At 54.3% G+C, this 21516-nt stretch carries 18 protein-coding genes; 6 read left to right on the forward strand and 12 right to left on the reverse strand.

Going from position 1 to position 21516, the window contains the following annotated elements; translation table 11 throughout:
* Window positions 1-102: 102 nt before the first annotated feature.
* Entirely contained in the window at window positions 103-2703 is a 2601-nt protein-coding gene (locus tag AC07V9_RS05245) for an autotransporter family protein (protein WP_495014651.1), read from the reverse strand.
* A gap of 610 nt (window positions 2704-3313) precedes the next feature.
* On the opposite strand from AC07V9_RS05245, the gene AC07V9_RS05250 reads away from it, so the two are divergent.
* Both AC07V9_RS05250 and AC07V9_RS05255 read left to right on the forward strand, forming a co-directional pair.
* Window positions 3314-4177, forward strand: coding sequence for a hypothetical protein (locus AC07V9_RS05250; RefSeq protein ID WP_495014652.1), 864 nt, complete (start codon window positions 3314-3316; stop codon window positions 4175-4177).
* Between the two features lie 71 nt (window positions 4178-4248).
* Complete coding sequence (locus AC07V9_RS05255) at window positions 4249-6393, forward strand: hypothetical protein (protein WP_495014653.1); 2145 nt, start codon at window positions 4249-4251, stop codon at window positions 6391-6393.
* A gap of 31 nt (window positions 6394-6424) precedes the next feature.
* Here the strand turns inward: AC07V9_RS05255 and AC07V9_RS05260 are convergent, their stop codons facing one another.
* Both AC07V9_RS05260 and AC07V9_RS05265 read right to left on the reverse strand, forming a co-directional pair.
* Window positions 6425-6925 carry an RNA chaperone Hfq gene (locus AC07V9_RS05260; RefSeq protein ID WP_495014654.1) on the reverse strand — a complete coding sequence of 167 codons (501 nt, stop codon included), beginning with the start codon at window positions 6923-6925 and terminating at the stop codon, window positions 6425-6427.
* 321 nt (window positions 6926-7246) lie between these two features.
* Window positions 7247-7690: a hypothetical protein gene (locus AC07V9_RS05265; protein ID WP_495014655.1), complete on the reverse strand. Its 444-nt coding sequence runs from the start codon at window positions 7688-7690 to the stop codon at window positions 7247-7249.
* Between the two features lie 227 nt (window positions 7691-7917).
* On the opposite strand from AC07V9_RS05265, the gene AC07V9_RS05270 reads away from it, so the two are divergent.
* The 3 genes from AC07V9_RS05270 (at window position 7918) to AC07V9_RS05280 (ending at window position 10222) form a co-directional block, all read left to right on the forward strand.
* Window positions 7918-8259 carry a hypothetical protein gene (locus AC07V9_RS05270; RefSeq protein WP_495014656.1) on the forward strand — a complete coding sequence of 114 codons (342 nt, stop codon included), beginning with the start codon at window positions 7918-7920 and terminating at the stop codon, window positions 8257-8259.
* Between the two features lie 10 nt (window positions 8260-8269).
* The gene (locus AC07V9_RS05275; protein ID WP_495014657.1) at window positions 8270-8623 is read left to right on the forward strand and encodes a hypothetical protein; all 354 of its coding nucleotides are present in this window, start codon (window positions 8270-8272) and stop codon (window positions 8621-8623) included.
* 327 nt (window positions 8624-8950) lie between these two features.
* On the forward strand, window positions 8951-10222 hold the full coding sequence (locus tag AC07V9_RS05280; RefSeq protein ID WP_495014658.1) for a phospholipase D family protein: 1272 nt from the start codon (window positions 8951-8953) through the stop codon (window positions 10220-10222).
* Here the strand turns inward: AC07V9_RS05280 and AC07V9_RS05285 are convergent.
* From AC07V9_RS05285 to AC07V9_RS05315, 7 genes are all read right to left on the reverse strand, one after another.
* Window positions 10219-10962 carry a hypothetical protein gene (locus tag AC07V9_RS05285; protein ID WP_495014659.1) on the reverse strand — a complete coding sequence of 248 codons (744 nt, stop codon included), beginning with the start codon at window positions 10960-10962 and terminating at the stop codon, window positions 10219-10221. The two genes, AC07V9_RS05280 and AC07V9_RS05285, sit on opposite strands and share 4 nt — an antisense overlap.
* Before the next feature lie 15 nt (window positions 10963-10977).
* Window positions 10978-11217, reverse strand: a complete 240-nt coding sequence (locus tag AC07V9_RS05290) for a hypothetical protein (protein ID WP_495014660.1) — start codon at window positions 11215-11217, stop codon at window positions 10978-10980.
* A gap of 37 nt (window positions 11218-11254) precedes the next feature.
* Complete coding sequence (locus tag AC07V9_RS05295) at window positions 11255-12583, reverse strand: hypothetical protein (RefSeq protein ID WP_495014661.1); 1329 nt, start codon at window positions 12581-12583, stop codon at window positions 11255-11257.
* A gap of 5 nt (window positions 12584-12588) precedes the next feature.
* Window positions 12589-14031, reverse strand: coding sequence for a DUF6384 family protein (locus tag AC07V9_RS05300; RefSeq protein WP_495014662.1), 1443 nt, complete (start codon window positions 14029-14031; stop codon window positions 12589-12591).
* Between the two features lie 3 nt (window positions 14032-14034).
* The gene (locus AC07V9_RS05305) at window positions 14035-15189 is read right to left on the reverse strand and encodes a merozoite surface protein 3b (protein WP_495014663.1); all 1155 of its coding nucleotides are present in this window, start codon (window positions 15187-15189) and stop codon (window positions 14035-14037) included.
* A gap of 951 nt (window positions 15190-16140) precedes the next feature.
* The gene (locus tag AC07V9_RS05310) at window positions 16141-18147 is read right to left on the reverse strand and encodes a hypothetical protein (RefSeq protein WP_495014664.1); all 2007 of its coding nucleotides are present in this window, start codon (window positions 18145-18147) and stop codon (window positions 16141-16143) included.
* A gap of 215 nt (window positions 18148-18362) precedes the next feature.
* On the reverse strand, window positions 18363-18572 hold the full coding sequence (locus tag AC07V9_RS05315) for a hypothetical protein (protein ID WP_495014665.1): 210 nt from the start codon (window positions 18570-18572) through the stop codon (window positions 18363-18365).
* A gap of 647 nt (window positions 18573-19219) precedes the next feature.
* Here AC07V9_RS05315 and AC07V9_RS05320 point away from each other — a divergent pair.
* Complete coding sequence (locus AC07V9_RS05320) at window positions 19220-20560, forward strand: hypothetical protein (RefSeq protein ID WP_495014666.1); 1341 nt, start codon at window positions 19220-19222, stop codon at window positions 20558-20560.
* A 105-nt stretch (window positions 20561-20665) separates the two neighbouring features.
* On the opposite strand, the gene AC07V9_RS05325 is transcribed toward AC07V9_RS05320, so the two are convergent.
* A complete protein-coding gene (locus tag AC07V9_RS05325; RefSeq protein ID WP_495014667.1) occupies window positions 20666-21076 on the reverse strand; it encodes a hypothetical protein in 411 nt (136 codons plus the stop codon).
* A 13-nt stretch (window positions 21077-21089) separates the two neighbouring features.
* The gene (locus tag AC07V9_RS05330; RefSeq protein WP_495014668.1) at window positions 21090-21449 is read right to left on the reverse strand and encodes a hypothetical protein; all 360 of its coding nucleotides are present in this window, start codon (window positions 21447-21449) and stop codon (window positions 21090-21092) included.
* Window positions 21450-21516: the final 67 nt, after the last annotated feature.

Below are 21516 nucleotides of genomic sequence, written 5' to 3' on the forward strand. Positions count from 1 at the left end.
AGCTCTTGATAGCGGCCGCAGGGCGGCTATCGACAGATGCATAACCAGTAAAATATCGGCCAGAAAACTGGCCGATATTCTTAAACTATTGATTCTAAACGATTAAAAATCGTATCTCGCTCGAATCGTGAAGGTGTCGGCATTGAAGTCGGTCTTCTTCAGGTAGCTGTAAGAAGCACCCACGGTTACCGCACCAATCGAGTAGTCCGCACCAAAGCCCAGCTCGTAGCTGTTTCGAGCGGTGGACGCACCACTGCTCACGAAAGGCGTACCGCCGAGGGTGTAGGTGCTGGTGGAGTTCGCTTTGTCACCGATGAAGTCGTGGTAGACCATCGCGGTGGCATTTGGCTTCAACGTACCGTTCAGGATGTTGAAGTCTTTCGCCACGCGAACACCACCGCCCAGTTCGCCGACTTCGATACGCTGGCCGCCGACGCTCAGGGCTGCGCTGGAGTTTTTCTCGGTGTAACCGTCGATACGCAGGTTGCTGTAGCGCAGGGCCGCACGAGGCTCGACCAGCACGCCATTGTCGATGTTGAAGCCGTAGCCGCCCAGAACGTTCACGCCGAACAGATTGCTGTCGTAATCGCCCTTCGCAACGGTATCGGCAATGTCACGCTTGCTGGTGTTGTCGTTCTTGCCCACAGTCACGCTGGCATCGACAAACGCCGGGCCATGTGTCCAGCTGCCGTAAGCAGTCAGGGCGTGCGCGTCGACATCAGTCTGATTGTACAGACCGTTTACTTTGGAGTTGATGTAGCTGTAGGCCACGCCCAGGGTCAGGTCAGGGGTCAGCTTGCCGTCAGCACCAACCACAATACCGCTGCTGTATGCGTTATAGCCGGCAACGCCGTCACGGGAACCCTGGTCAGCATCAGAGTACAGACCTTTGACCCATACGCCGGTGTCTTTCAGCACATCGCCGGAGGACAAACCACGGACTTCTGCGTTGCGAGCGTTCAGAGCACTGGAAACCAGAGTTTGGCCACCCAGAGCTGCTTGGGTCGAGCCGCCGTTCACGTTAGGCGACAGTTGCTCGGCCAAGCGGGCCAGCTCTTTTTCATCAGCGTTGGCGAATGCTTTGAAGACACGATCGTTTGCGTCCAGCTTACCCAGTACGCTGTCAGCAAATGGGCGAATAGCGCGGGAAGCGTTGCGGGAAGCGCCGAGCTTGCCGATCTGATCGGCAACAGTCGAACCGGACTTGCCAGTGACGGTCGCGGTTACGGTGTCACCGTTAACGTTGAAGCCGGTGATGTTCAGCAGAGCGGAATTGCTCACTACAGACAGGCCGCCGTCGGTAAGGGTGCCGGCTTTGACGAGCGTGTAAGTAGTGCCTTGGCTGTTGCCGGTGAAGTCGCCCGGGGTAGCGGTCACGCCGATCTTACTACCGCTGGCAAAGGTAGCTTCGCCACCGACCGTGACGATCGGATTCGCAGGATTGGTTTGATCGCTGACGCGGACTTGCAAAGTGCTGCCCGATGCGACGTTCAGATCACCAGTCAGGTTGGTGTTCTTCGAAGCCAGGTAGAGGGTGCCCGAGTTCACATCAACAAAAAGAGCCTCGATTTCCTTGCCGTTGAAGGTGCCGAAACCGTCGACCTTTACGACGTTCATCGCTTCCATGTCGCCAGTGATGGTGCCGGCAGTCCATTCCAGCTGCGTTTGGAAGTTGCCATTGATGGAGGTGTCACCCCCGGTGATCGAGCCGCCGTCCTGGTGGATCACGAACAGGTTGTTGGCGTTGTCGTCACCACCTTCGCCCGGGTTGTAGTTCACGCTTTCGATGCTGATAGCGGTGCCGGTAGATACGATGTTGCCGGTGTTGATAATGCCGTTGACCCGGGACTTGACCTCTGGGGCCAGAGAATCAACCACGCGGATACCGACGGCGTCAGTACCTGATACCTGAATGTTGCCGGAGTTGTTCAGGGCATTGAAGTGCAAATCGTTGACGACGATGCCAGAAGCATTGGCGCCCGTTGCGGCGATCGAGCCTTGGTTGAGCACGTCATGGCCGAAGTTGATGTTTTTCAGGCTGATGCCGGCGGCGTTATCACCGGCGACGCTGATCGAGCCTTTGTTGATGACGTCTTTACCGATGGTGCCCAGGTTCAGAGTGCCTTGGGAGGTAAAGGCGTAGATACCTTTAGCACCAGTACCGGTGACCGACAGAGCGCCGGTGTTGATCAGGTCGCCACCCAGTTGCACGTTACCCAGCTCGATTGCGTGAGGGGTATCGGAGTCGATGTTATTGGTCTCACCGACGAGGGTGATGTTGCCGTTGTTCACCAAGCTGCCACCGATGGTGGCGCCATCGGCGATGATGCCGACTGGAGCAATGCCCGACAGGGTGAAGTTACCATTGTTGATCACGCTGCCGCCGACAGTGGTTGGAACATTGTCAGCGTCATCGGACGAGTCCAGGTCCAGGGCGTCGACGAATTGACCGTGCGCATTGATGTTAGCGTTGTTGGTCAGATCGCCGGAGATAGCTACACCTTCGAAGCCTGTGCCGTCTTGATCGGCAGATCGGGTGGCGTCCCCCGTGAGCGTCACATTACCGTAGCTTGTTCGAGAGTAAGCGACTTCGTTCGCGCCGCTGACGTCCTTGTTCAGGTCAATTGGAGCGGCGAAGGTGTTTGCGGTAGCGGCGGTGATTGCTACGGCCAGAATGGTTTTGCTCAGGGTGTGTCGGCTCACGTCATGAATCCTTGCTTTGTTTGGGGGGGCCGTATTCCGGGGGGTAAAAATGGCCTCGGATACCGGCTGCCGAAAAGAGCATAACGGCCAAAATCCAATCGACCAGTCAAAATGGGGGTCCCAATTTCTCTTTATCAGCAGGCTTTGTAGAAATGCTGATACGTCTACAAAACGGGTGCTTAGGTAGCACACTACCGTTCGTCTGACAAAGGGAACTTAAAAAACATTCGCAACTCGTTGTATTGCAAAGGAAAATAATTTGGCGTCAAACCCAAGGCATGGATCCAAATCCTCAGTTGGGAAATTAATCGTCTGTGAAGGGTTTCACAGATGCATATGGCAATGTACTATCGCTCCCCGAAGCCAATAAATTGGCTCATAAAGTTTGGCGTGCTGGGAAGTATCCCGCCGCCAGACACACGTGTAGAGGGGGAGACCAGGTCTCTCTGCCAGTAGTAGACGGCGATGACGGCCGGGGCTTGCCCCCTGCTATGCACTAGGGAGGGTCGTACTCATTTTTTGGGTCACGGCCCCCATCCTTAAGCTTGTCTGCTATATGGCTCGGGCCGGTCACGGACAACCCCTCACAACCAAATGTAGGGGGTGTGTAGTGAGCAACCAGGTTCTGAATCTGAATCCGAAGTTGGCGGAAAAGGCAAAGGCAGCAGACGATGCTGCCCTAGAAGTTTTCCACAATAAGGCCGCCAAGCTTTCACGATTCTTTTCCATTAAAGAAACGGCCCGTCTCATGCGGGTGAGCACGGGATACCTCAGAACTCACTCAGAAAAACACGGCATCACCTTTGCCGATCGCGATAACCGCTCCCGCCTCCGTAAGCGCCGCATCAAAAAGGTTTGGGACTATTATATGATCCATTTCGACCTCCGCCGGGTCGAAAAACCAGTTCCTCCTGTCCAGCTGGGTGATATCAAAATCAATCCAGGGCTCGAGCTCCAGAGTCGCAAAGCATGGTTCTCCGGCCGCAACGTATTCTTCGAGCGCTGCTGCGAGCTGGCAGAGCTATTCACCATTTTAGAAGCCTCTGAAATCCTCGGCGTCAGCCACCGGTTCCTGCTGAATTTTGCCTACAACGAGCAGATTACGTTCGTGGGTGAGCCATCGCTCGATGTTCAGAACGAGTTTTATTTCCGAGCTGAGGGTTTGGCCAAAGCCTCCACTCCCATTGCTGTAGCTGCCAAAGCGCTAGCTGTGACCCCTCGCTTCCTCATCGGCTACGCCAAAAACTGGGATCTGCCATTTGAATTGCCAGAAACATCTGTCGTTGCGGCAAGCGGCGAAGCAGTTGATACCGGCGCCGACACCTCCTTCATGGAAGATCTCTGCATCGATCCTGATGCTTCTGAAGACGAGGCAGGCTTGGTAGCTTCAGCCGAAGACCCCTCCTTCACTTCGACATATTTTGAACCTACGACGGCCAAGACAGCTTGCGGCGCTTCTTACGCCAATTTCTAGTGCTTCCAATGCCTTGGAATTCAGGAGCTCAACGTTAAGTTGAGTTCCTCCCTTCCCTTGTAGGAATTATCATGGAAGTAGCTGCAGATACCTTCGATCCAGGTGCGCCTGAATATTGCATCGACGCCGCTGAGGCGCCGGCCCCGATCTCGCCTGACAGCTCAGTTGCAGCGCCTACTGCAAAGCGATCAATGGTCAACTTCATTGTGCCGGCGGCTTACAGGCAACCCATGGTTAGTCTTTCGGCCTGGGGTGTGTGGTACGGCTCTCAGAAAGCTGTAAACGACGTTGCAGACACCCTTTTGCGTCTGCGCAGCCCAAAACTCTCGGCAGTTCGTGCCATGGCCACCATGAACGCGCCGAAAGGTATATCTGTCCCAGCATCAAGCATAATGCTCAGCTATCTCGGCGTAGCTGAGCATCGTCATCTCGTTGCCGATGTCATGGGTGATGGCTTTGAGCGGATAGATCTCGCCTCCAAACTTGACTTCAACCTTGGCCAACTGATCGGTAACGATGGTCGCGACAAGCTGCGCATTCAGGCTCAAACAATGCCTGCGCCTGATTTGGCTCGCGCAATCCTTGATTACTTCCCGATCCTTGGGAGCCTCTTCCAAGCGGGCGCTTTTTCTCGGGTCACGGCCTTGCCTCTCCTCTACCTTGGTGCGCTGAATTTGCGGCTGGTTGATTCGTCATCCAAGCTGTCACAGCCCGAACGGTACCGGATTGAAATGGCGGTCAACGTTCTCTTCACCATGCTTCCGCCCTATTACCCTGGGCTGATCTACGCGACATGTGAACAAATCCTCAAGCTGTTCCCTGAGCATAAGGCTCAAGAGTCAGAACTGGTGTCGCTGCGGGGGCCAATGAACCCGGCGCAGCCGCTTTCCGAGCAAATGTCCGAGCACGATTTTTCTCGCATCACTCAAGAGGTGATATGCAGCCAATGGGAAAATCAAGCAAAGTCCAAGCATCGGATGCCCCAGCTGCTTGATCTAGCCGAAGCCAGTGCTCTTTCCTTACGATCAGGTGAGAATTTGCTGTCCATCGTGTACAGCCAATTCTGTACCGAATTCGCCTTACCGCGCTGGTCGACCTTGGTTGAAACGCTAGCCAGGCACGCCGAGTCGATGGAAGTACCCTTTGAGTACCGTTCTTTTCCACGCGACTTGGTTGGACGCCAGCTAGATCAATACAAAGGTCAGCCTACTGAGGCAGTTCAGCTACTTCGTAATTTGATCAATGCGTCGTACGCGCAGCTGGATCCCGACGCTTTCATTCAGCGTGCAGATCGGCAGCTTAAGAAGGCCCGAGAGCTCGAGGCGCAGATTGTGAATCTGGGAGCGAACCTTACCGCCAGCGCAATGATGAAAATTGCCAGCCTGGCCCAAGCTGGCAGTGCCGAAATCATTGCTAACCGCGGCTGGTTCAAAGACGAGCTCGACAATCTGACACCACTGGTTCGCGCTTGGCAGCGTTTCTATGAGGAGTGGGATCGCCTTGTTAGAAAAGCGCCGGCGCCCTCGCAGAAGCAACCTACCTCGCTGACTGTTGTTGAAAGACTCCCGGTCGCTCCTGTGCTTCTTGCTCCTGACGTCAACAACCTGCAGGAGCAGTTAAATGACGCCCAAAGTAAGCTGAAGACGAAGGATGTGGAGTGTGCTGAGATGCGCGCCGAGCTCTACAGTCTGCGGACTTTCAAGGAAAGCCTGGCCCTGCCGGTGCATCGTCCAGATCCGCTTTTGGTTAACCTCGACCTCATGCGTCGTATTGCAGCGCGTGAATCGATCACGCCAACTGACGTGCTTCTATTTGTAGAAACAATTGGTGACGGACGCATCGTGGTGCTGGATTCGGCTTGGAAATCCGCGAAAGATGCCGCGACCTTCCAGGGGGCCAGTCGTATGCTGGACGTCATCATGGCGATGGCTTTCCCCTATTACGACTCCCTCATGGCTGGGAATCCAGATGCTGTAGCCCGCGCAATCCTTGGTAATGCCTACTCAGCCAACGAGTCAGAGACCGTGAGCTCTCATCGACGCCTTCGCTCGCAGCGGGAGTTCGAATATTTGGGTAAAACCCATTTCTTCGAGCGGCATTTGAAAGCTGGCAACGGTGCGGGCCTTGAGGGTATGCGCATTCACTTCGATATCCTGGACGGCAAAGTTGTTATCGCTTACGCCGGGCCTCACTTGGAGTGCTCCTCCAGCAACTGACAGCCACATGCTTTGTGCCGGCCGTTGCTGCCTAGCTATCTGAAGGCGGCAACGGCTTTTTTTTTGTCCGAATAGTCGGAGAAGCATTCACCACCGGGCACATAGGTGGACTCACAGGAGTGGGAGTAGATATCACCAGGCCGCGTTCAGATTTGGCTGGTCGTGGTTTGCGAGGACGCGACTGAGTGGATTTACTCCCTTGCTCCGCTCGTTTCTTAGCCTTTCGAGCTTTCTTACGGGTGATAAAATTCCCTCTCCCTTTGTACTCAAGGAAAAGTGGGAGTATTTCTTCCGCACGCACAAGCGCGATGTACGACTTGGGGATCATTTTCGGAATCTTCTCTACGCGTGTAGCGCCCAGAAGGATGCATTTCCGATCATGGTCAACAATCTTTCCCTGCAATGCCCTACCCGAATCCAGGTAGACCTTGATCAGGATCTCGTTCCGCTGACAATAATCCAGGAACCTGTCCTGCTCATTGATTGAGCGGTCATACTGCGGGATTGGCCGATCAATTTGCTCATTACTCATGCGGCCGTCCTGGTCGCTGTTATTTGGTGTCATCAGTCATAGCAGCCTACCGGTGAACGCTAATGCACACATTCTATGGGTGAAAATGATGGCATAACAATGCAAGAATGCCACTTCGGTCGGCTTCCTGTCCGAAACGCCACAGGTGCAAAAAATCAAGAATTTGGAAATCGCCCAAGCCGTCGGGTTAAAGCTAATCCGTAGCAACAAGCGCTCTAGGGCGAGCCTTTGGGCTGGTGATCGCGATTAACTGTCTATTGACAATATACGCGATATTGGGTGAAAAGCCCTACACTCAGTGGGCAAAATTCAGACACTGCGTTACTGCGCAGGTTTCATTTGCTCAGATTTGACCTGATCGAGCGGCTGCAAACGAGCCTGTGAGGCCGTACGGTCAATCCGAGGTAGCAACGTGGAAAGCGCTGCTTCGGTAACACACCCCTCCCCGTACTTCCGGTACAAGAAAGTTTTCAGGGATGCTGGCCATGAGTCCACAAGGTACATAGCCAGATTCGATATCACACCTAGTCGTCGTTCCGTCTCGATCGCATAGAGATCGTTCTCCCCAATTGCTGCGTGGACCTGAACCCACAGCTCTCGAAACGAATTTTGATACTCCTCAGGTGCAGCATCAAACGGTGTCCATGGATGAGATAGAGGAATATTCCGGCTCTCCAACTGCATCGACGGCGCCACGCGCGACTGCTTTTTAAGCGATTGCTTTGACCGGCTGCGGTCAAGATACGGCTGGAAGTCGATGATCATCGGAGAACCTTGAATAGCGAGGATTGGGCCACGATGTGGCATTCGGCTACCGACAATTCTCCTTGATCGTGCCGCCTCTGCAACTCATAACCGGCCCTCGGAATTCGTAAGGCTGTTATGACTTGTATCGCCTATCCCGACGGTTATCCTCCCTCTGTCCCTGCTCAATGTGGGCAGGATCTGAGGTGGAAATGCCATGACTAGCACTCCCTATTTACGGAACCAAGATGCGCTGCGATGACGTCATTGCTTTGCTGGAGCAAAGCATCAATCCAGACCTTTTGGTTCTGCTCGATGACGGTGACTTCTTCATAGAGCACAACCCTGCTTGTAGTTTTGATTCCGGCGGAGGGTGGCTTCAGCGGCGTTGGCCCAATGACATCTGCTACCAGAACGCGCACCAGGTACTGGGTACCTACCAGAAGGGCGAGGATGGTTTCTGGTTGGCGACCATGTCACCAGCACCAGGCGTCACTGGAGCCGGGAAACATCAGACAAAACATCCCACTCGAAACCGGGCTATTGCGTCGCTTTGGCTGAACCGCCATAAGGCCACCTGCTCAGCATAAGGAATTACCGATGTTCGCTTCGTTGATTGCAAGCTTCACTCCGCCGCTCGCAATGGCAATGACGTTGTATGGTGGCGTGCAAGCCGCATCTACCGAGTTAGCCAGTCTGCACCCTGATTACTCAGTAATCCAAACTGAATCAGCCGCGATGCCCAAGAATGCGGCCGGCACATCATCAACAGCAGGCCTCAGCCAGATCATGACCGCGAATGGGAAGGCGTCATTGTGTGCCTCGATGACAAAAACCTTAGGCGCAGACCCTGCGAATCTGGCATTTCAGGAGTTCACTCAGGTCTGTATGCCCGCGTCTAATGCTCAGCCCGATGCGCAACCTGGCTCTGTGAATGCAGATCCAATTCTGTAGGCTGAATTGATGAGGGGCCACGGAGTGTGGCTCCCACCTGTTTAGTGACGCGTATGACGTTCATTGATGTGCCATTGCACTGGCCTGCCGGTCGCCAAGACGACGTTTAGAAGTTGTAACAACCTTGCTGTTCGGACTCTTTGGGGCGGCTCTTTCGTCAATCATGAGCGCGTCCTGCATTCCCCTAGGCATCACCTGCTTTTCGCGGGCATATCTCTAATAGTAGCCCGAGGCGAATCTACCCTGTTTGGGGTTTGAGTGCTGTCAACGCGACTGCAGGCGACAAGGTGTAAGCTGGCCACCCCTGGGTAGATTCGGATCGCCTTTATGGCTACCTTCCCGCTGTATACCAATGGTCCATCTCGCGACTACGTTCTGTCAGCCTATAAAACACTGCTTGAAGCCTCTTCGGTTATTCGGCTGGCCGCCCCTTATTTCAATCGCTCTGACGAGATACTTGCGGCCGCGCGCCGTGGCGCAACCGTCCAGTTGCTGGTCGGCTTGAACTCAGCCACTCATCCCGGGGAGTTGGCCAAGCTCCTGGCCGAGCCCAATTGCGCCATCCACTACTTCACAGACAGTTTCCATTCAAAGATTTTTTTAGGGGACGACAATGTGGCGATGGTTGGCTCTGCAAATCTCACACAGGGAGGTCTGGTGCAGAACCGCGAGGCGACCATCGTTCTTGATCAGCCGCATGATGAGGGGCGAATTACCGCTGTCCAGGTCCACTTTGCGGAGCTGTGGGCGGATGCAGCGGTTCTGACGCAGGCAGTGTTATCTAGGTTCAAGACCATCTGGGATGAAACCAAGCGACTTCCATCCCCTGATGGATTGTTTGATAAGGGGTTGGTCGAGATCTCCCCGAGGACAGTTTTAGTCGGGAGCGAAAAGAAATCTCCACAACGACTGTTTTTGGGAGACATCCAACGGATGGTTTACGGGCAATACCTTCCGGCTTTTCGGGAAGTGACCTCATTCTTGCAGAATGGCGATTACCGTAGACCCGAGCTTGCCTTGTTGCCGGTCACGGCCGAGACCAACCGATTTCTAAACTGGACGAGGCTCACCAAGATACTGGACGACAATCAATGGCAATCCGCTCCCCTTCTTACCGCGTCACAGCGGGAGGATAAGCTCAGAGCCTTAGCGGCTGAGTGGGTGTCGACTGACAGATCGCGCATCGATGAGGGCTATGTCGATTCTCAGCTACTCCTGAGTCGAGTATTTGGTTCCCCGGAAGCAATCTCCGCATGTGATGGTGACTTGCTGATGAAGGGGCTTTTGAGCGTTCATGCGTTCTCCGAAATTCTACGATTCGTCAAAGGCGGCCTGGCCCAATTGCCGGTTGTCTTCTGGAAAGAAAATAACAATGACGTGGAGAGAGTGAAGGCAAGCCTCACCCATCTGCTGTACGGAAAGGAAGACTTCGCGGAGAGGATCTGTGACCTGCTCTGGGATGAGAGGTGGCGCGTGGCGAAATTCGGAAAGTATTGTGCGCTGGAGCTGGTGGGTACTGTGAAGCCTGACCAAGCCCCGGCGATCAACAGCCGAATGGCCAAGGCACTGAAGTACCTGGGCCATGATGTCCGGGTTTAAGAAAGCGCCGGTGTCACGGTGCTCTCCGCTTTCCGCTTAGCGGCCGCATAAACCCGATAACCATTGATGATGTCCACGGTGTCCTGCCTGCGAGTGTTGGCGACTATCCCCTCAAGCTCATCGTCAGATAAGTCGTGGAACTCCCAGCCGGCGTGGGGGCCAGTAAGCACGGTCCCTACAATCTCCCCTCGCGACAGGTTAATCCGGATTTCAACATCCTTGCTGGCCAGCACCGAGGTCTGAGGGATGATGCCGTGTCTACGCAGCAATCCCACTTCACGCTCGAATCGGCGACGCTCGATCCGATCGATTCCATTAGCGGCGTCATCAGCTGTGGACTCAGAAACTATGGAAGTCACTACTTCCAAGATGATGAGGCCGATGACCGTTGGTACCGGCGCTACGAAAAGCCCGACCAGTGAGCTAAGGCCTGCGACACTGGATATGAAAGATGATCCGTTGTGGATTGCACCTGGTACGAGATCTTTTGCATCCAGAACGGTGTCCCGGGCCGTAACAAACGATGCGTCGGCTGATGCGACAAGCGCCCTACCCGCAGTCGAAGCAATATGAGAGGCGGCACGGCTGGTGTCTGTGACCACATTTAACGCGTCACCTGCAGCATCCATGGTCGCTGTTGCCGTGGCCCGCGCCCCGTTAACCAGCGCGCTTACCCCGTCGCCCGCTAGACCGCCGGCGGTGCCGGTAGCTGCTTTGACTTTCTCAAAGATCTTCTTCATGACTGGCTCCGGGGCTCAATACAGCAGTGGGGCAACGTAGAAACCAACCTCAACAATGCCAGCCGTGAGCACTCCAAACCCGAGCATCCCTTCGAGCACTGGATGTAGTCTCCGTTTGAATCGCAAAACGCCGTTAAAAACCAGCCTTCCGAGGCGTGGGCAGATGTACTCAACAGCGTCCCAGCCCCAGATAAACAGTTCAACGAATACCCGGCCAACAAATCGCAGCAGATGGTGCGCGCCATCATCAATCATGAAAATTCCTTAGCCCGGCGAGTCAGGCCTACTGTGATCAGAACGAGTCAGAGGTGGAGACACTGTCGGCAGAGCTACCGATAGAGTCGCTAACGTTGAACGAGTCTCCGCCACCGCCGATCGAGCCGCCGCTGCTGTTATTCCAGGTAGTGGGTTGCGGAACAGACTCTCGGTGACGCTCCACGGTGCTCTCAACGGATGACAGGTTCATATTCCCAAGCATGTAGCCGAGCACCAAGTTGTCCATGTTCAACCCGCGGTCATATTGGTAGTCGCTGCTGACGTACCGGCCGCTCCGGAGGGAACGTTCCAAGTCCTTTGCGCGGTTGTAGAGCGCCTCAGCCTTATTCCTTTCCTCCTCGAGGAGCGGAACAGTCTTGTGATGCTCGGCCAACTCGCGCTGCAGGACAGCGATACGTGCGGCGGCGTGATCATCAGCGGAAGAGGTACTTTGCTTCACGAGCGCCTGGATTTCATCGAAGGTTCGAGTGCGGAGGCTGCTAAGGATCAGTTCCTGTGCTTTCTTGCTGTGGTCATCGGTCCTAAGCGCGAACTTGCAAAGGCTGTTGTGGAACCAATTTGCAGATCGCTTGTGGGTGATGATCTTCTCGCGCACAGATTCCAGTCGGCTTTGCATGGCCAACAGACCGGCCGCATCGTAAGACCGTTGTACCGCAGACTTGACCACTTCTTCGGCGACATCTGCTTCGTGCTTGAGGTCTGAGAGCCGAGTCTGGTTAGCTTCCTGCATTGCCAACAGCATTCGATAGTTTGCCGCGTTCAGTGAGTAACCGATCTGAGCCGCAAGCCAGCCATCTATCGCTCTGACCAGGAACCTGCTGCCGTACTGCTCTGTCCCGTAGTGGGCATTCCACAAGTAACTGAACACACGGCTTTGGGTGAATTCAGCCAACTTGGAATGACACTCTGCCGCAATCTCGGCCTCTTGAGTTTTATAGGCCTGCAGCTTTATCCGGGCTTCCTCATGGCGTTGGAGTAGGACCAGGTAGCTGGCATCGACTGCGAGTGCTCTGTTCACATCCGCAGTTACCGTCTCAACCCGGCCGGCCAGATCGCTTGCAATTTCGTTGAGGCTTCCAATCGAGATCTCGACATTTTGCAGATCCTGACGCAGCTTCAACTCTTCCTCCCTGCGCTGGCTTAATTCGCGGGCCACGTCATTCGAAAAAGCGTCAGGGCTGTCCAACTGCACAGCCGCAACCTCTCGCAAGCCATCAAGAATCCGGTGCTCCAGTTGCAACGTACGCTCGTGCGCTTCGGACAACTGCAGCTCAGCTTGACGCAGCTCACGCTCGTGCTTACGGCTGTTTTCTTCCACTGAGGATGTAATTGATGACGGGTTCATGTGAATCACCAGTTAGAGATCGTGGAAGGGTTGCTGGATAGAGTTCGAGGCGCCCACTTGATGGAGAGTGAATTCGCTGGTTTGTCTCCGATATGAGCGTCATCAATCTGGCCATCAGCCTTATCAGCTTTGAGGCGCAGGTACTCCTCGTGAGAAATACGTACCCCGAACTTGGCGGTCATCAATCGATTACCGGAGTAAGCATCCGTAATTGGAGCCTTCAAGACGTTTCCGCCTGCATCCGTTGCCTGGGCGATGGCGAACCAACTCTTGCTGGATTCACTCATGCTTCCCTCAACTCCGCCAGGGTAGAACGTGCGCTCAACACCAGACTGGCCCTGGCTAACGATGTCGATCGACAGTGCTTGTTGTGCGAATGGGACCATACCCGTCAAGAGGTCGACCTCCTCACGCGCTTTGTCGACGTTCAGAGATTTAATTGCGGCGCGAGCTGAAGAAATCAGCGCTTGCACTGTAGCGTTGTCCTTAGCACTGAGGCCCATTTTGGCGTAAGTAGATTCAAGGGCTGCTGTTTTGTCGGTCAGGATATCGCTGGACATCAGCTGACTCAGCGATGAACGCAACGCCTCAATTTTCGCTTTCGCCACTTGAGCACCGCCTGCGTCCGCGGCTTTGAGTGCTTGGCTCGCCTCTTCTGACATCACCGCCAAGCTTGGGTAGCGAAGCAGGCCGTCCTTGAAGGACTGAGTGCCGATGAGTTGGTGATAAGAGTCTGAAGCCGAGTAGATGTCAGAAGCTGCAGCGAGGACATCGCGGTTGCGCCAGAGCAGACGCTTTGCCTCTCTGAACTGCCCGTTGTAGCCGTTAATAGTTGCTTCTGTTTCGACGTAGTTCGACTTATCGATCCGTTCAGGCAAACGGAAATCCAGCTTCTGGCCGACCTGCTGGAGCCGGTCGAGCACTTCAGCCAGTAAAGGTGCCGCCGCAGGGACGTCTTGTGGGTTGTGAGTCGCAGTCAAGGCGTTGATTTGCTCACGTTGGAGCACGGCTTCACCTCGCAATTGCTTGACTCCAAAAGCAGCCTGATCTGCCAGCTCTTCAACGGAGGCCACCTGGTAGTGATGATATCCAACATTGAGCACGCCACCGGCAGCCCCCAGCACTGCGGCGATCAGTGCACCCCGAGCAAGACCTTTCATCAGCCCATTTCGATTGGACATTAGGGTGAAGACCAGCCGGGTCGACAGGCTGAGTTTTGGAGCTTCGAAAGACAGGCGCTTCGAGAAGTGCTCGCGAACTCCACGGTCTATCAACTCATCAGTCGCAGCAATTCCCTGCTGTTGATAGTAACTGCGCAATTTCTGCGAAAGTTCTGCCCGGCGCTGATGGAGATCGAGATGCTCCGAGACCAGCAATTCTCGGTGCCGGAGGCCATCCACGATCGCCATCGCCCCCATCTGGTCAGAGAGTGTGATTTCGCTACGCATGCGTTAGCCCACCTTGGCTACTAGCGCAGCGTAGGCGCGTTCATTTTGATTGGTAGCTTCTTCCATCTCATTGGCTGCATTGGTGGCCTTGACGCGGTTGTCAGCAATGAGTCCGTTCATATCGCTTTGGAGCTTAACGATCGCATCACCGAGCATCTTCACTGGATTTGCATCAAGAGCTGGACCATACCCCATCTCAATGGCGTCACGGATCTGGACGTTACCGGTTTTGGCTAGCGCTTCTATTGCTGCTTCAGTGCCCCGTTTCTGGGCTTTCATGACGTTCGTTGCCACGGCTAATCCGTTGCCGGCCGAAAAGGCTGCAGTCAGTCCTGAAAGAACACCCTGCTGAGCGGAGAAGAATGATGTCATGCGGGATGACAGCCGGTCCTTGGTACCGGCTGCCTGTTCCAGGTGAGCCATAATCACCTTGGTGGTCGAGTAGCTAGCTTTCTGGTCTTCTGCGATGTCCTTTGCGATCTGGTAACACTTATCTTCCTGCTGAAACGCTCGCAAGGCTTCATGCGCTTTGAGCTCAAGCTCGGCGGTTCGGACTTCGTCGCCGTTGGTGCGCGCAGATTCCAGATCACTGTTCGCAGTTTCTAAGGCCAACCGCTTCTCCTCGAGCACAGTCGTAGCAACCACCAACACTTGCTCTGCCAGCACTTTCACGTCAAGGATGGCCAGTTGGTAATCCTGCCAGGCGGAGCGGATCACGGTCTCTCGATCGATTTCCTTATTTGCCTGTGTGATCGAGGCTAAGAAGTTTCGCTCAATGGCCTCGAATCGATCTGGAATGCTTCCACGAATGACCTTCATGAACATCATTTTCACGCGTTCCATCAGGTCTAGCTTACCGTCAGCAACCCACTCCGCGATTCGGGACGAGTCTTCAACGATCGAATCGAAGTCGTCGATGATTGCTTGGTAGAGGTGGCTGACATCTAAGCCGCGCGACTGTTCGCGAACGATCCTGTGGAAAGGGCTTGCCTGCTGTAACGTCGCAGCTATCCTCACTACCTTAGATTCATCGTAGTGTTTGATCGACTCAAGGAGCCTGAGCACAGGCGCAGCCTCAACCTGGCCGTTGATGTGAATTCCCACGCTTCCAAGAGTGGTAATGGCACGTTCGAGGTAGTTGGTAACGGCTTGAGTCATTGGTGCTGATCCTTGAGTAAGCGGCCGACGCGGCCCAGGTACCAGCCCAATATAACGAGTCTGTGAACAAGTTCACGCCAAAAGGGCGCCCCCAAATTCCGACATTGAATTGAGACGCTCGCACACCTGTCAGGTCAACAGCAGATTTGACGACTGAGCAAAGCGGGCATTGAGCCGCTAGGAAATGTCTGGATGACTGTCTCCTGTTAGCTCAAGGCCAAGGGGTTGAAGCCCATGTCACAAATTAAGCCAACCTTCCGAGGTGAATCAGAGAGTGAGGTTTGAGAAGACTCTCCCGAAGATGGCCTTGAGCAAGGCGCCCGCCTTTCGATGAAGAGTTGTTGACTGCACGTGCCTCGTTGCATTCGCAGTCCGGATCAGATTCATGCCGCGCTCTGACAACGAATATTGAATCACAGGAGCGTAGGGCTTCACCGGGTGGTAGCGCTGGATTACTGAACGCGTGACCAACCCCAAACGTTCGATTTCGACAGCCGCTTGGCGTATTTCGGGCCGTGGAGACTGCATCGACCATTGCGTGCCAGTACGCCACAAGATTTCAGCGTCAGTGCACCAAGATTCTTTAGAGAGCGATCGAAGTAGTCGGAACTGAACCTTCGTGAGTGAGGACCGGCGCTTTCTTCTGAATATCTCAAAAATTCGCTTTTGTGTTGGCATGGTCGGCTTATCAACGGCAAGGGTTGTGTTGTGATCATTCCGATCAGGTCGGTCTATTGCAACCCAAAAGGCTGATTCCAATTTCATGCGCTCAGGTCGGTGAGGTTTCTGGCCAGCACAAGCATTTTTTGCGGGAGGGGGTTTGCGATGGTTGTCGAACGCCAGCCGCTTGCTAGTGAGAGCAGATGGGATGAGGGCGAAGACGTTGATCCGATCCAGACGGCAATGTTGCGTTGACCAGACGATCAGCCGTACTTCACCCCTTCCCTCAGTTCAGCTTTCGATGGTGTACCCGGACAGTCGCAAAGTAGCTGCGTTGAGGCTGGATAGATCGAGCTCGAGCGCAGCGTTTGGACTCAGAGTGAGGAGCCAGGTCGCAAACGGGCTAAGTCCTGCATAGAGATTTTTCTCCGAGAAGTCCGCGCGAATGATTGGTTTGGCACCTGTAAGGCTCGTGAAACCGCGAAACATGACTGACCGGTGGCTGAACCTGACAGGATCACCGTTCCCCAAGTAGATGGTCTCCAAACCCCCTTGCGCCATTCGCCATGGAATTTGCTTCTGCCCCTCGGCCACTTTTGCTCCATCCAGAACGAGCTCCATTCCGGTGATCCGAACACCTGGGAGGTTCTCCCACATTGCACTGTAGATAGGATTGTCGAATCGGATGGTGAATGAGAGGACCAGGTCAGTCAGAAAAGCATCCCATTGCGCAGGCGATACTTGATCTTTGAGACTCAACTCCACCTCGCCAGGCTCCAGTTCGCGGCGAGCCTCATAACGCTCTTTCGCCGCCACCCAGTCCCTGATCAGCAGCTTCTGATGGGCATAGCTGATTGTGGCCACGTTCAAGGCAGAGAGTGGCGCATCTGTCGGTCGCCCAAAGGTGTAAGCGAGAGCTTTTGTTTCTGCGTGAACCATCGAAGCGGCCAATGAGAGGGTATCCAGATAAATCCTGCTCATAAGCACTTTGATGTAGGGTTCGGCGGGGTCTGCAGCAGCACTCAATGTCGACTCTACGGACGCTACGGCTCGGGCGCCTGCAAATATCTGCGCCTGCATCTCGGTCAGTTGAGCCAGCAATCCGTTGTAAGCAAGGATTGCCGCATTCCTGGTCTCAACGCATTTGAGATATTCGTACCCAGCCTCCTTGTAAAGAGCGGCTTGAGGCAGATCTGCATAGTCCCGAGCAACTTTGTCGAAGCTTTCCCGCTCCATCGTAAAATGGGGAACCTGATCTTGTTTTTGAGCATCGGTCAGTTTGTTGTATCCGCTTTGTATTGCGGCAACTGATTCAGCGACCGTCTTCGCCCCCTTCCCTAACTCTTGCAGGTCATCCTGAAGCAGCTTTCTGTTGTCCCACAGTTTTTGGAAGCTGTCATCATGCGCTGTGAAGTCTCCGTACAACTTCATACCTGCTGATGCTGCCGCAATGAAGCCCGCTCCACCTGTTGAGACGCCGGCAACAATGGTTGCAACTGCCGTTAGCGAGGTGACGAGATCGCACCCATTGTTCTTGGAGTTGATCGCGGCGGTGAGCTCGGCTTCCCGCTGCATCAAGATCTCTTTGGCGGCTTCGATTTTGTGATCGAGTATCGGGATCTGATCGAGCTGGGCCTGAGCTTCACTCGTATTTCTCTCAAATTCCAACTCCAGTGCCAGTTTGCGATCTGTCGCCGTGGAGAGGACCGTTCGGATCTGGTCGCGTTTTTTGTCAGCGCTCTCAGCCTCTGTCCAGTACCGATTGAACGCGTCCTCAATCAATTTAGCCTGGTTAAGTACAGACATATCAATGCGTTGGGAGTAGGTTTCGAAAGCCAGCAGCGGAGCTCTCTCTTTGGAATAACCATAAAAGTCCAATGAGAGATTGATCTTTCTGGCCATCGCGTAAGACCTTGCCATGACCTCTTTTTTGATCAAGCTCGGTGACCCATCATTGACGCAGACATCAAGCAAAAATTGGATCTGTTCTTTCAGCTCGGGTTTGATTTGAAGCCCTGCACTGCGGTACTGATCCTCGATGTACAACGTGAGCAGCTCAAGGAACGTCCCATCAAATAGATCGGCGATTGCTGCTTCGCTTGCAGGATCAGTCTTTATCGAACCGGCAGCACTGACTGGATCAACCTGCCTGGCTTGGACCTCCAACGTTCTTAGATCGCCACGTTGACCAGGCTCCCCAGCTTTCGCGCGCACAGTTTCGTACTCGCAATCACGGTACAAAGGTTTCACCTCCCCAAGGGACATTGCAGCCAACTGAAGATGGTTCAAATCAAGCAATAAAGTCTTGGGAAGCGCAGCGCCTCCATGTTCCTGCAGTTGGACCCTAGGCCCTACCGGATAGCAGCCGATCAGAACACTAACCTCTCCCCCCGGGCCGGGCTGTCCTCCATTTCCCGGGACGCCCGACTGTCCTGCTTCCCCATGTCGGCCGTGGCTAATATCAATTTTGCTTGCGTCGACTTTGAATTTTTTATCTACGACAGCGACTGTGACTACACCACCATCACCGCCGCGCCCCCGAAAACCGGGTAGTCCAGCACGACCTCCTGTACCGCCATTTCCCCCAATGCACTCTGGAGGGTGGGTAGAACCTCGACCAGCATTTCCATTTTTACCTGCAGGGCCTGGAGCACCATCTTGCCCATTGCCTCCGTCCCGAGGCCTTCCGCCAGGACCTCCAACTGCGGAACATTGAAACTCACCTGATACACCGAAAGCCCAGACGGTTAGGTTGCCACCAGGTGCACCACTGCCTCCATCCTCCCCGTCTGGACCGGCTTGGCCAGGGTTGCGTGGAGCCTCAATCCGCTGATTGGGCGGAAAGTTAGGTATGCCAGGAAGTCCATCCGTACGGATGACACCTCCATTTTCAAAACGGAGGGACCTGCATACCAGTAAAAGGTCATGCCCGTCGGTGAGAATTTCGGAGCTGACGACTATTTCGTCGGCAAATACAGCCGTGGACTTATCCTTGGCGACTACCTCGCCAAGATTCACCGGCAATGCGGAGAGAATGGTTCGCTCAGTTACTCCGTCTTGAGAGATGAACAGCTGGTTCTTTCCTAGGCCCATGCTTTTCTCCAGTCAATCAGGGTGCAAATGTGCAAAGAAGAATGTAGCAGGCGTCTGTACATCCTCCAGTCGCGTACCGATCCTGGCCCCTGGGCACTGGCGAAACGTTCTCTTTTGGAGGCGTACTCCCTCATGGATCGATTATGTCGTTCAAAAATTAGCGTCTTTGAGGCGTTGGCGTATGTGGCTTTAAAAATCGACTATCTTCAAAGCCACATGACAAGATCATCCCATTTCCCTGTAGTTATTGGGCCCGTCGCTACTGCAGGAGTGCCCCATGCGTGACAATCGCGTCTATGGTCTCAGCCTCGTTCTCTACGCAACCCTGGCCACCTGCTTTACAACGCCGATCACCTATGCCGATGAGCAGGAGGACCAGCTAGCTGCGCTCAACAAGCGGCTCGCAATACTTGAGGCCCAAGAGAAAGTCAGTCAGCTCGAGAACAAAATCGCTGAGGCGCAAGCCAAAGCTGTGACTACCCTTGCGACCTCCGCAACCACAGATGCGGCGACGATATCGGGCAGCAAAAGCAAAAAGGCCACGGATGATGCGACTGCGAAGTACGCCGACGTGACGGCACTTCAGAAGGTCCTTGGCGATACTAAGGACATAGGGGTGGACGGCACCATATCCTTCAACGCCGCCGACGCTGCAGTGCTGTTGCAAAGTCGGCAGGGTGGAATCCTAGCTGCGCGTGCGGCCGCGGACGAGTTATGCGAGGCACTCAGATCGAACAAGGTTTTGCAGCTGGCCATCAAGGGCAAGCCGATCGTGCCCGTCAGTGAGCAACGTCTAGAGCAAATCGTAAATGCCAAGCTACGCAATCTCCGCTTCAACGAGCTTTTCAAGGCGATAGAGGAAGCGTCGCTTTACCCTGTGACGGTGTCGTCAGGCAGCAAGCCGGCCTTGATCGAAGATCTATTTGGTGGCGGATCTAAGCCGTATTCGGCAACCATACTCATTGCGGGGCTGGCCCAGGCACAGCACATTGTTTCGGCCGTCGATAATCTTGCCGGCGTGGCGCGAGTCAACAAAACATACAGTTTGCAGACCACCGCGAGAGAGGATCTTTTTGAGTCAAGGTTAAGCACCTGCTCCGGCGTCATGGACGCCCGCTCGCTCAAACGCCGTGCTGACAGGGAGCGGCTCAGTACATCGCTCGCGGCGTATTACAAAAAGCTGCAAAAGATGCAGGCATTTGTCGCAACTGTCGTTTCTGAGCGACATAGCTTCGACGCGCTACCCAAAGCCTCCCAGGACGATGCAACAAACGTCGCGATCAAGGCCCGGGAAGTGCTCGCGGCTCGTGTAAATACGATCACATCTACGGAAGACGGCGTAGTGTCGGACCTCGCGTTGGTTTCAATGGAGGCTGCAATTTCTGACAAGCCGATCTTGACCTACACTCTTGCCATTCAGGACACCCAGATCAAGAAAGACAGGTTCCTGTTAAACGACAAGCTTACATATCAGGGAACGGCGGAGGTGGTCTATCAAGTCACCAATTCTGATGGGGTCATCCTTGATGGTGACGCGATCTCAATCACCAGCAAGGCATACGATGTGGCCAGCACCTTCAGTGTGAAGGCTCTCGCCAATAACAGAGATAAGAACTAACGCTTCGTCCCGGGCCATCGGCTCAAAATACGGGTTTAACACGCAGACCATTCATGGATATGGGGTGCCTTGGATTTTGTGACCCTGTCGACTTGCTTTAACAGTTCAGTGAGAAACAGAGCCTGGCTTGAACAGCGAGTCATTAGCTCGCCTAACCGCTCTGGCAAATGCCACCTCGTATTCGTACTCCGGCAACCATAGATCGCCAGGTTCTCGGGGGTATGGGATATCTGAGAAACGAAAGCAGTCAATCGCTGGGTCATAAACAGCTTTCGTTTCGGTCAACTCGCCATGCTCACGTAGACGACCAACGCGCATAACGGTTTCAACGGACACGGACGGCTTACCAGACTTGAATTCGGGCAGGATATGCTCGGCTCTGACACCAAGCCCCCCGTCATACATGGCACCCATCTGAACGCCCCTGACTGTTGCCCCCATTTGAGCCTGCTGTGCGCGCTCAGAAACAACGAAAATCAAATCGAGGGCACGAATCAGCTTTCTAAAAATTTCCACGCCGTTTTCCCACTTACTTGGACGGTGCGCCCTCGGCTGGTGCCTGAGCCTCGGTTAGTACACAAGACTGGTGATTCACAACCCAACCATACCGATTTTTGTCATCTGTGTTTGCTGCCCGCTTCATTGTCAACATGCATTGTTGATCGAGGATCTCGACCTTGACGATTGCGGTGTCACCCTCGATTACTGGCTCGGTCACGACAGTAAACTTGGTCATCAAATACTCAGGTGCCAAAGCTTTAGCTGCCGCAGCAGAACCCGGCTCGGCAATCTCCAATCGCACATATTTGGTTTTATAACTATTCATCACAGCAATAGTAATAATCCCCACACCTACGACCAGCGTTAAATACTTAGCTGCTGTGTTCATTCATTTCTTCCCGCTCAATCCAGCGCACGCTCACCGTGCCCCTCTACGGTCTCGGCCCAGCGAGTGG

It is taken from the genome of Pseudomonas sp. GW821-FHT02A11, from assembly GCF_059421985.1.

Bases quoted from the DNA above. Each gene is read 5' to 3' on its own strand.
- AC07V9_RS05295 (WP_495014661.1), bottom strand. From the start codon at position 12,583: ATGAACCCGTCATCAATTACATCCTCAGTGGAAGAAAACAGCCGTAAG.
- AC07V9_RS05280 (WP_495014658.1), top strand. From the start codon at position 8,951: ATGGCTACCTTCCCGCTGTATACCAATGGTCCATCTCGCGACTACGTT.
- AC07V9_RS05320 (WP_495014666.1), top strand. From the start codon at position 19,220: ATGCGTGACAATCGCGTCTATGGTCTCAGCCTCGTTCTCTACGCAACC.
- AC07V9_RS05330 (WP_495014668.1), bottom strand. From the start codon at position 21,449: ATGAACACAGCAGCTAAGTATTTAACGCTGGTCGTAGGTGTGGGGATT.
- AC07V9_RS05265 (WP_495014655.1), bottom strand. From the start codon at position 7,690: ATGATCATCGACTTCCAGCCGTATCTTGACCGCAGCCGGTCAAAGCAA.
- AC07V9_RS05305 (WP_495014663.1), bottom strand. From the start codon at position 15,189: ATGACTCAAGCCGTTACCAACTACCTCGAACGTGCCATTACCACTCTT.
- AC07V9_RS05270 (WP_495014656.1), top strand. From the start codon at position 7,918: ATGCGCTGCGATGACGTCATTGCTTTGCTGGAGCAAAGCATCAATCCA.
- AC07V9_RS05255 (WP_495014653.1), top strand. From the start codon at position 4,249: ATGGAAGTAGCTGCAGATACCTTCGATCCAGGTGCGCCTGAATATTGC.
- AC07V9_RS05260 (WP_495014654.1), bottom strand. From the start codon at position 6,925: ATGAGTAATGAGCAAATTGATCGGCCAATCCCGCAGTATGACCGCTCA.
- AC07V9_RS05290 (WP_495014660.1), bottom strand. From the start codon at position 11,217: ATGATTGATGATGGCGCGCACCATCTGCTGCGATTTGTTGGCCGGGTA.
- AC07V9_RS05275 (WP_495014657.1), top strand. From the start codon at position 8,270: ATGTTCGCTTCGTTGATTGCAAGCTTCACTCCGCCGCTCGCAATGGCA.
- AC07V9_RS05285 (WP_495014659.1), bottom strand. From the start codon at position 10,962: ATGAAGAAGATCTTTGAGAAAGTCAAAGCAGCTACCGGCACCGCCGGC.
- AC07V9_RS05300 (WP_495014662.1), bottom strand. From the start codon at position 14,031: ATGCGTAGCGAAATCACACTCTCTGACCAGATGGGGGCGATGGCGATC.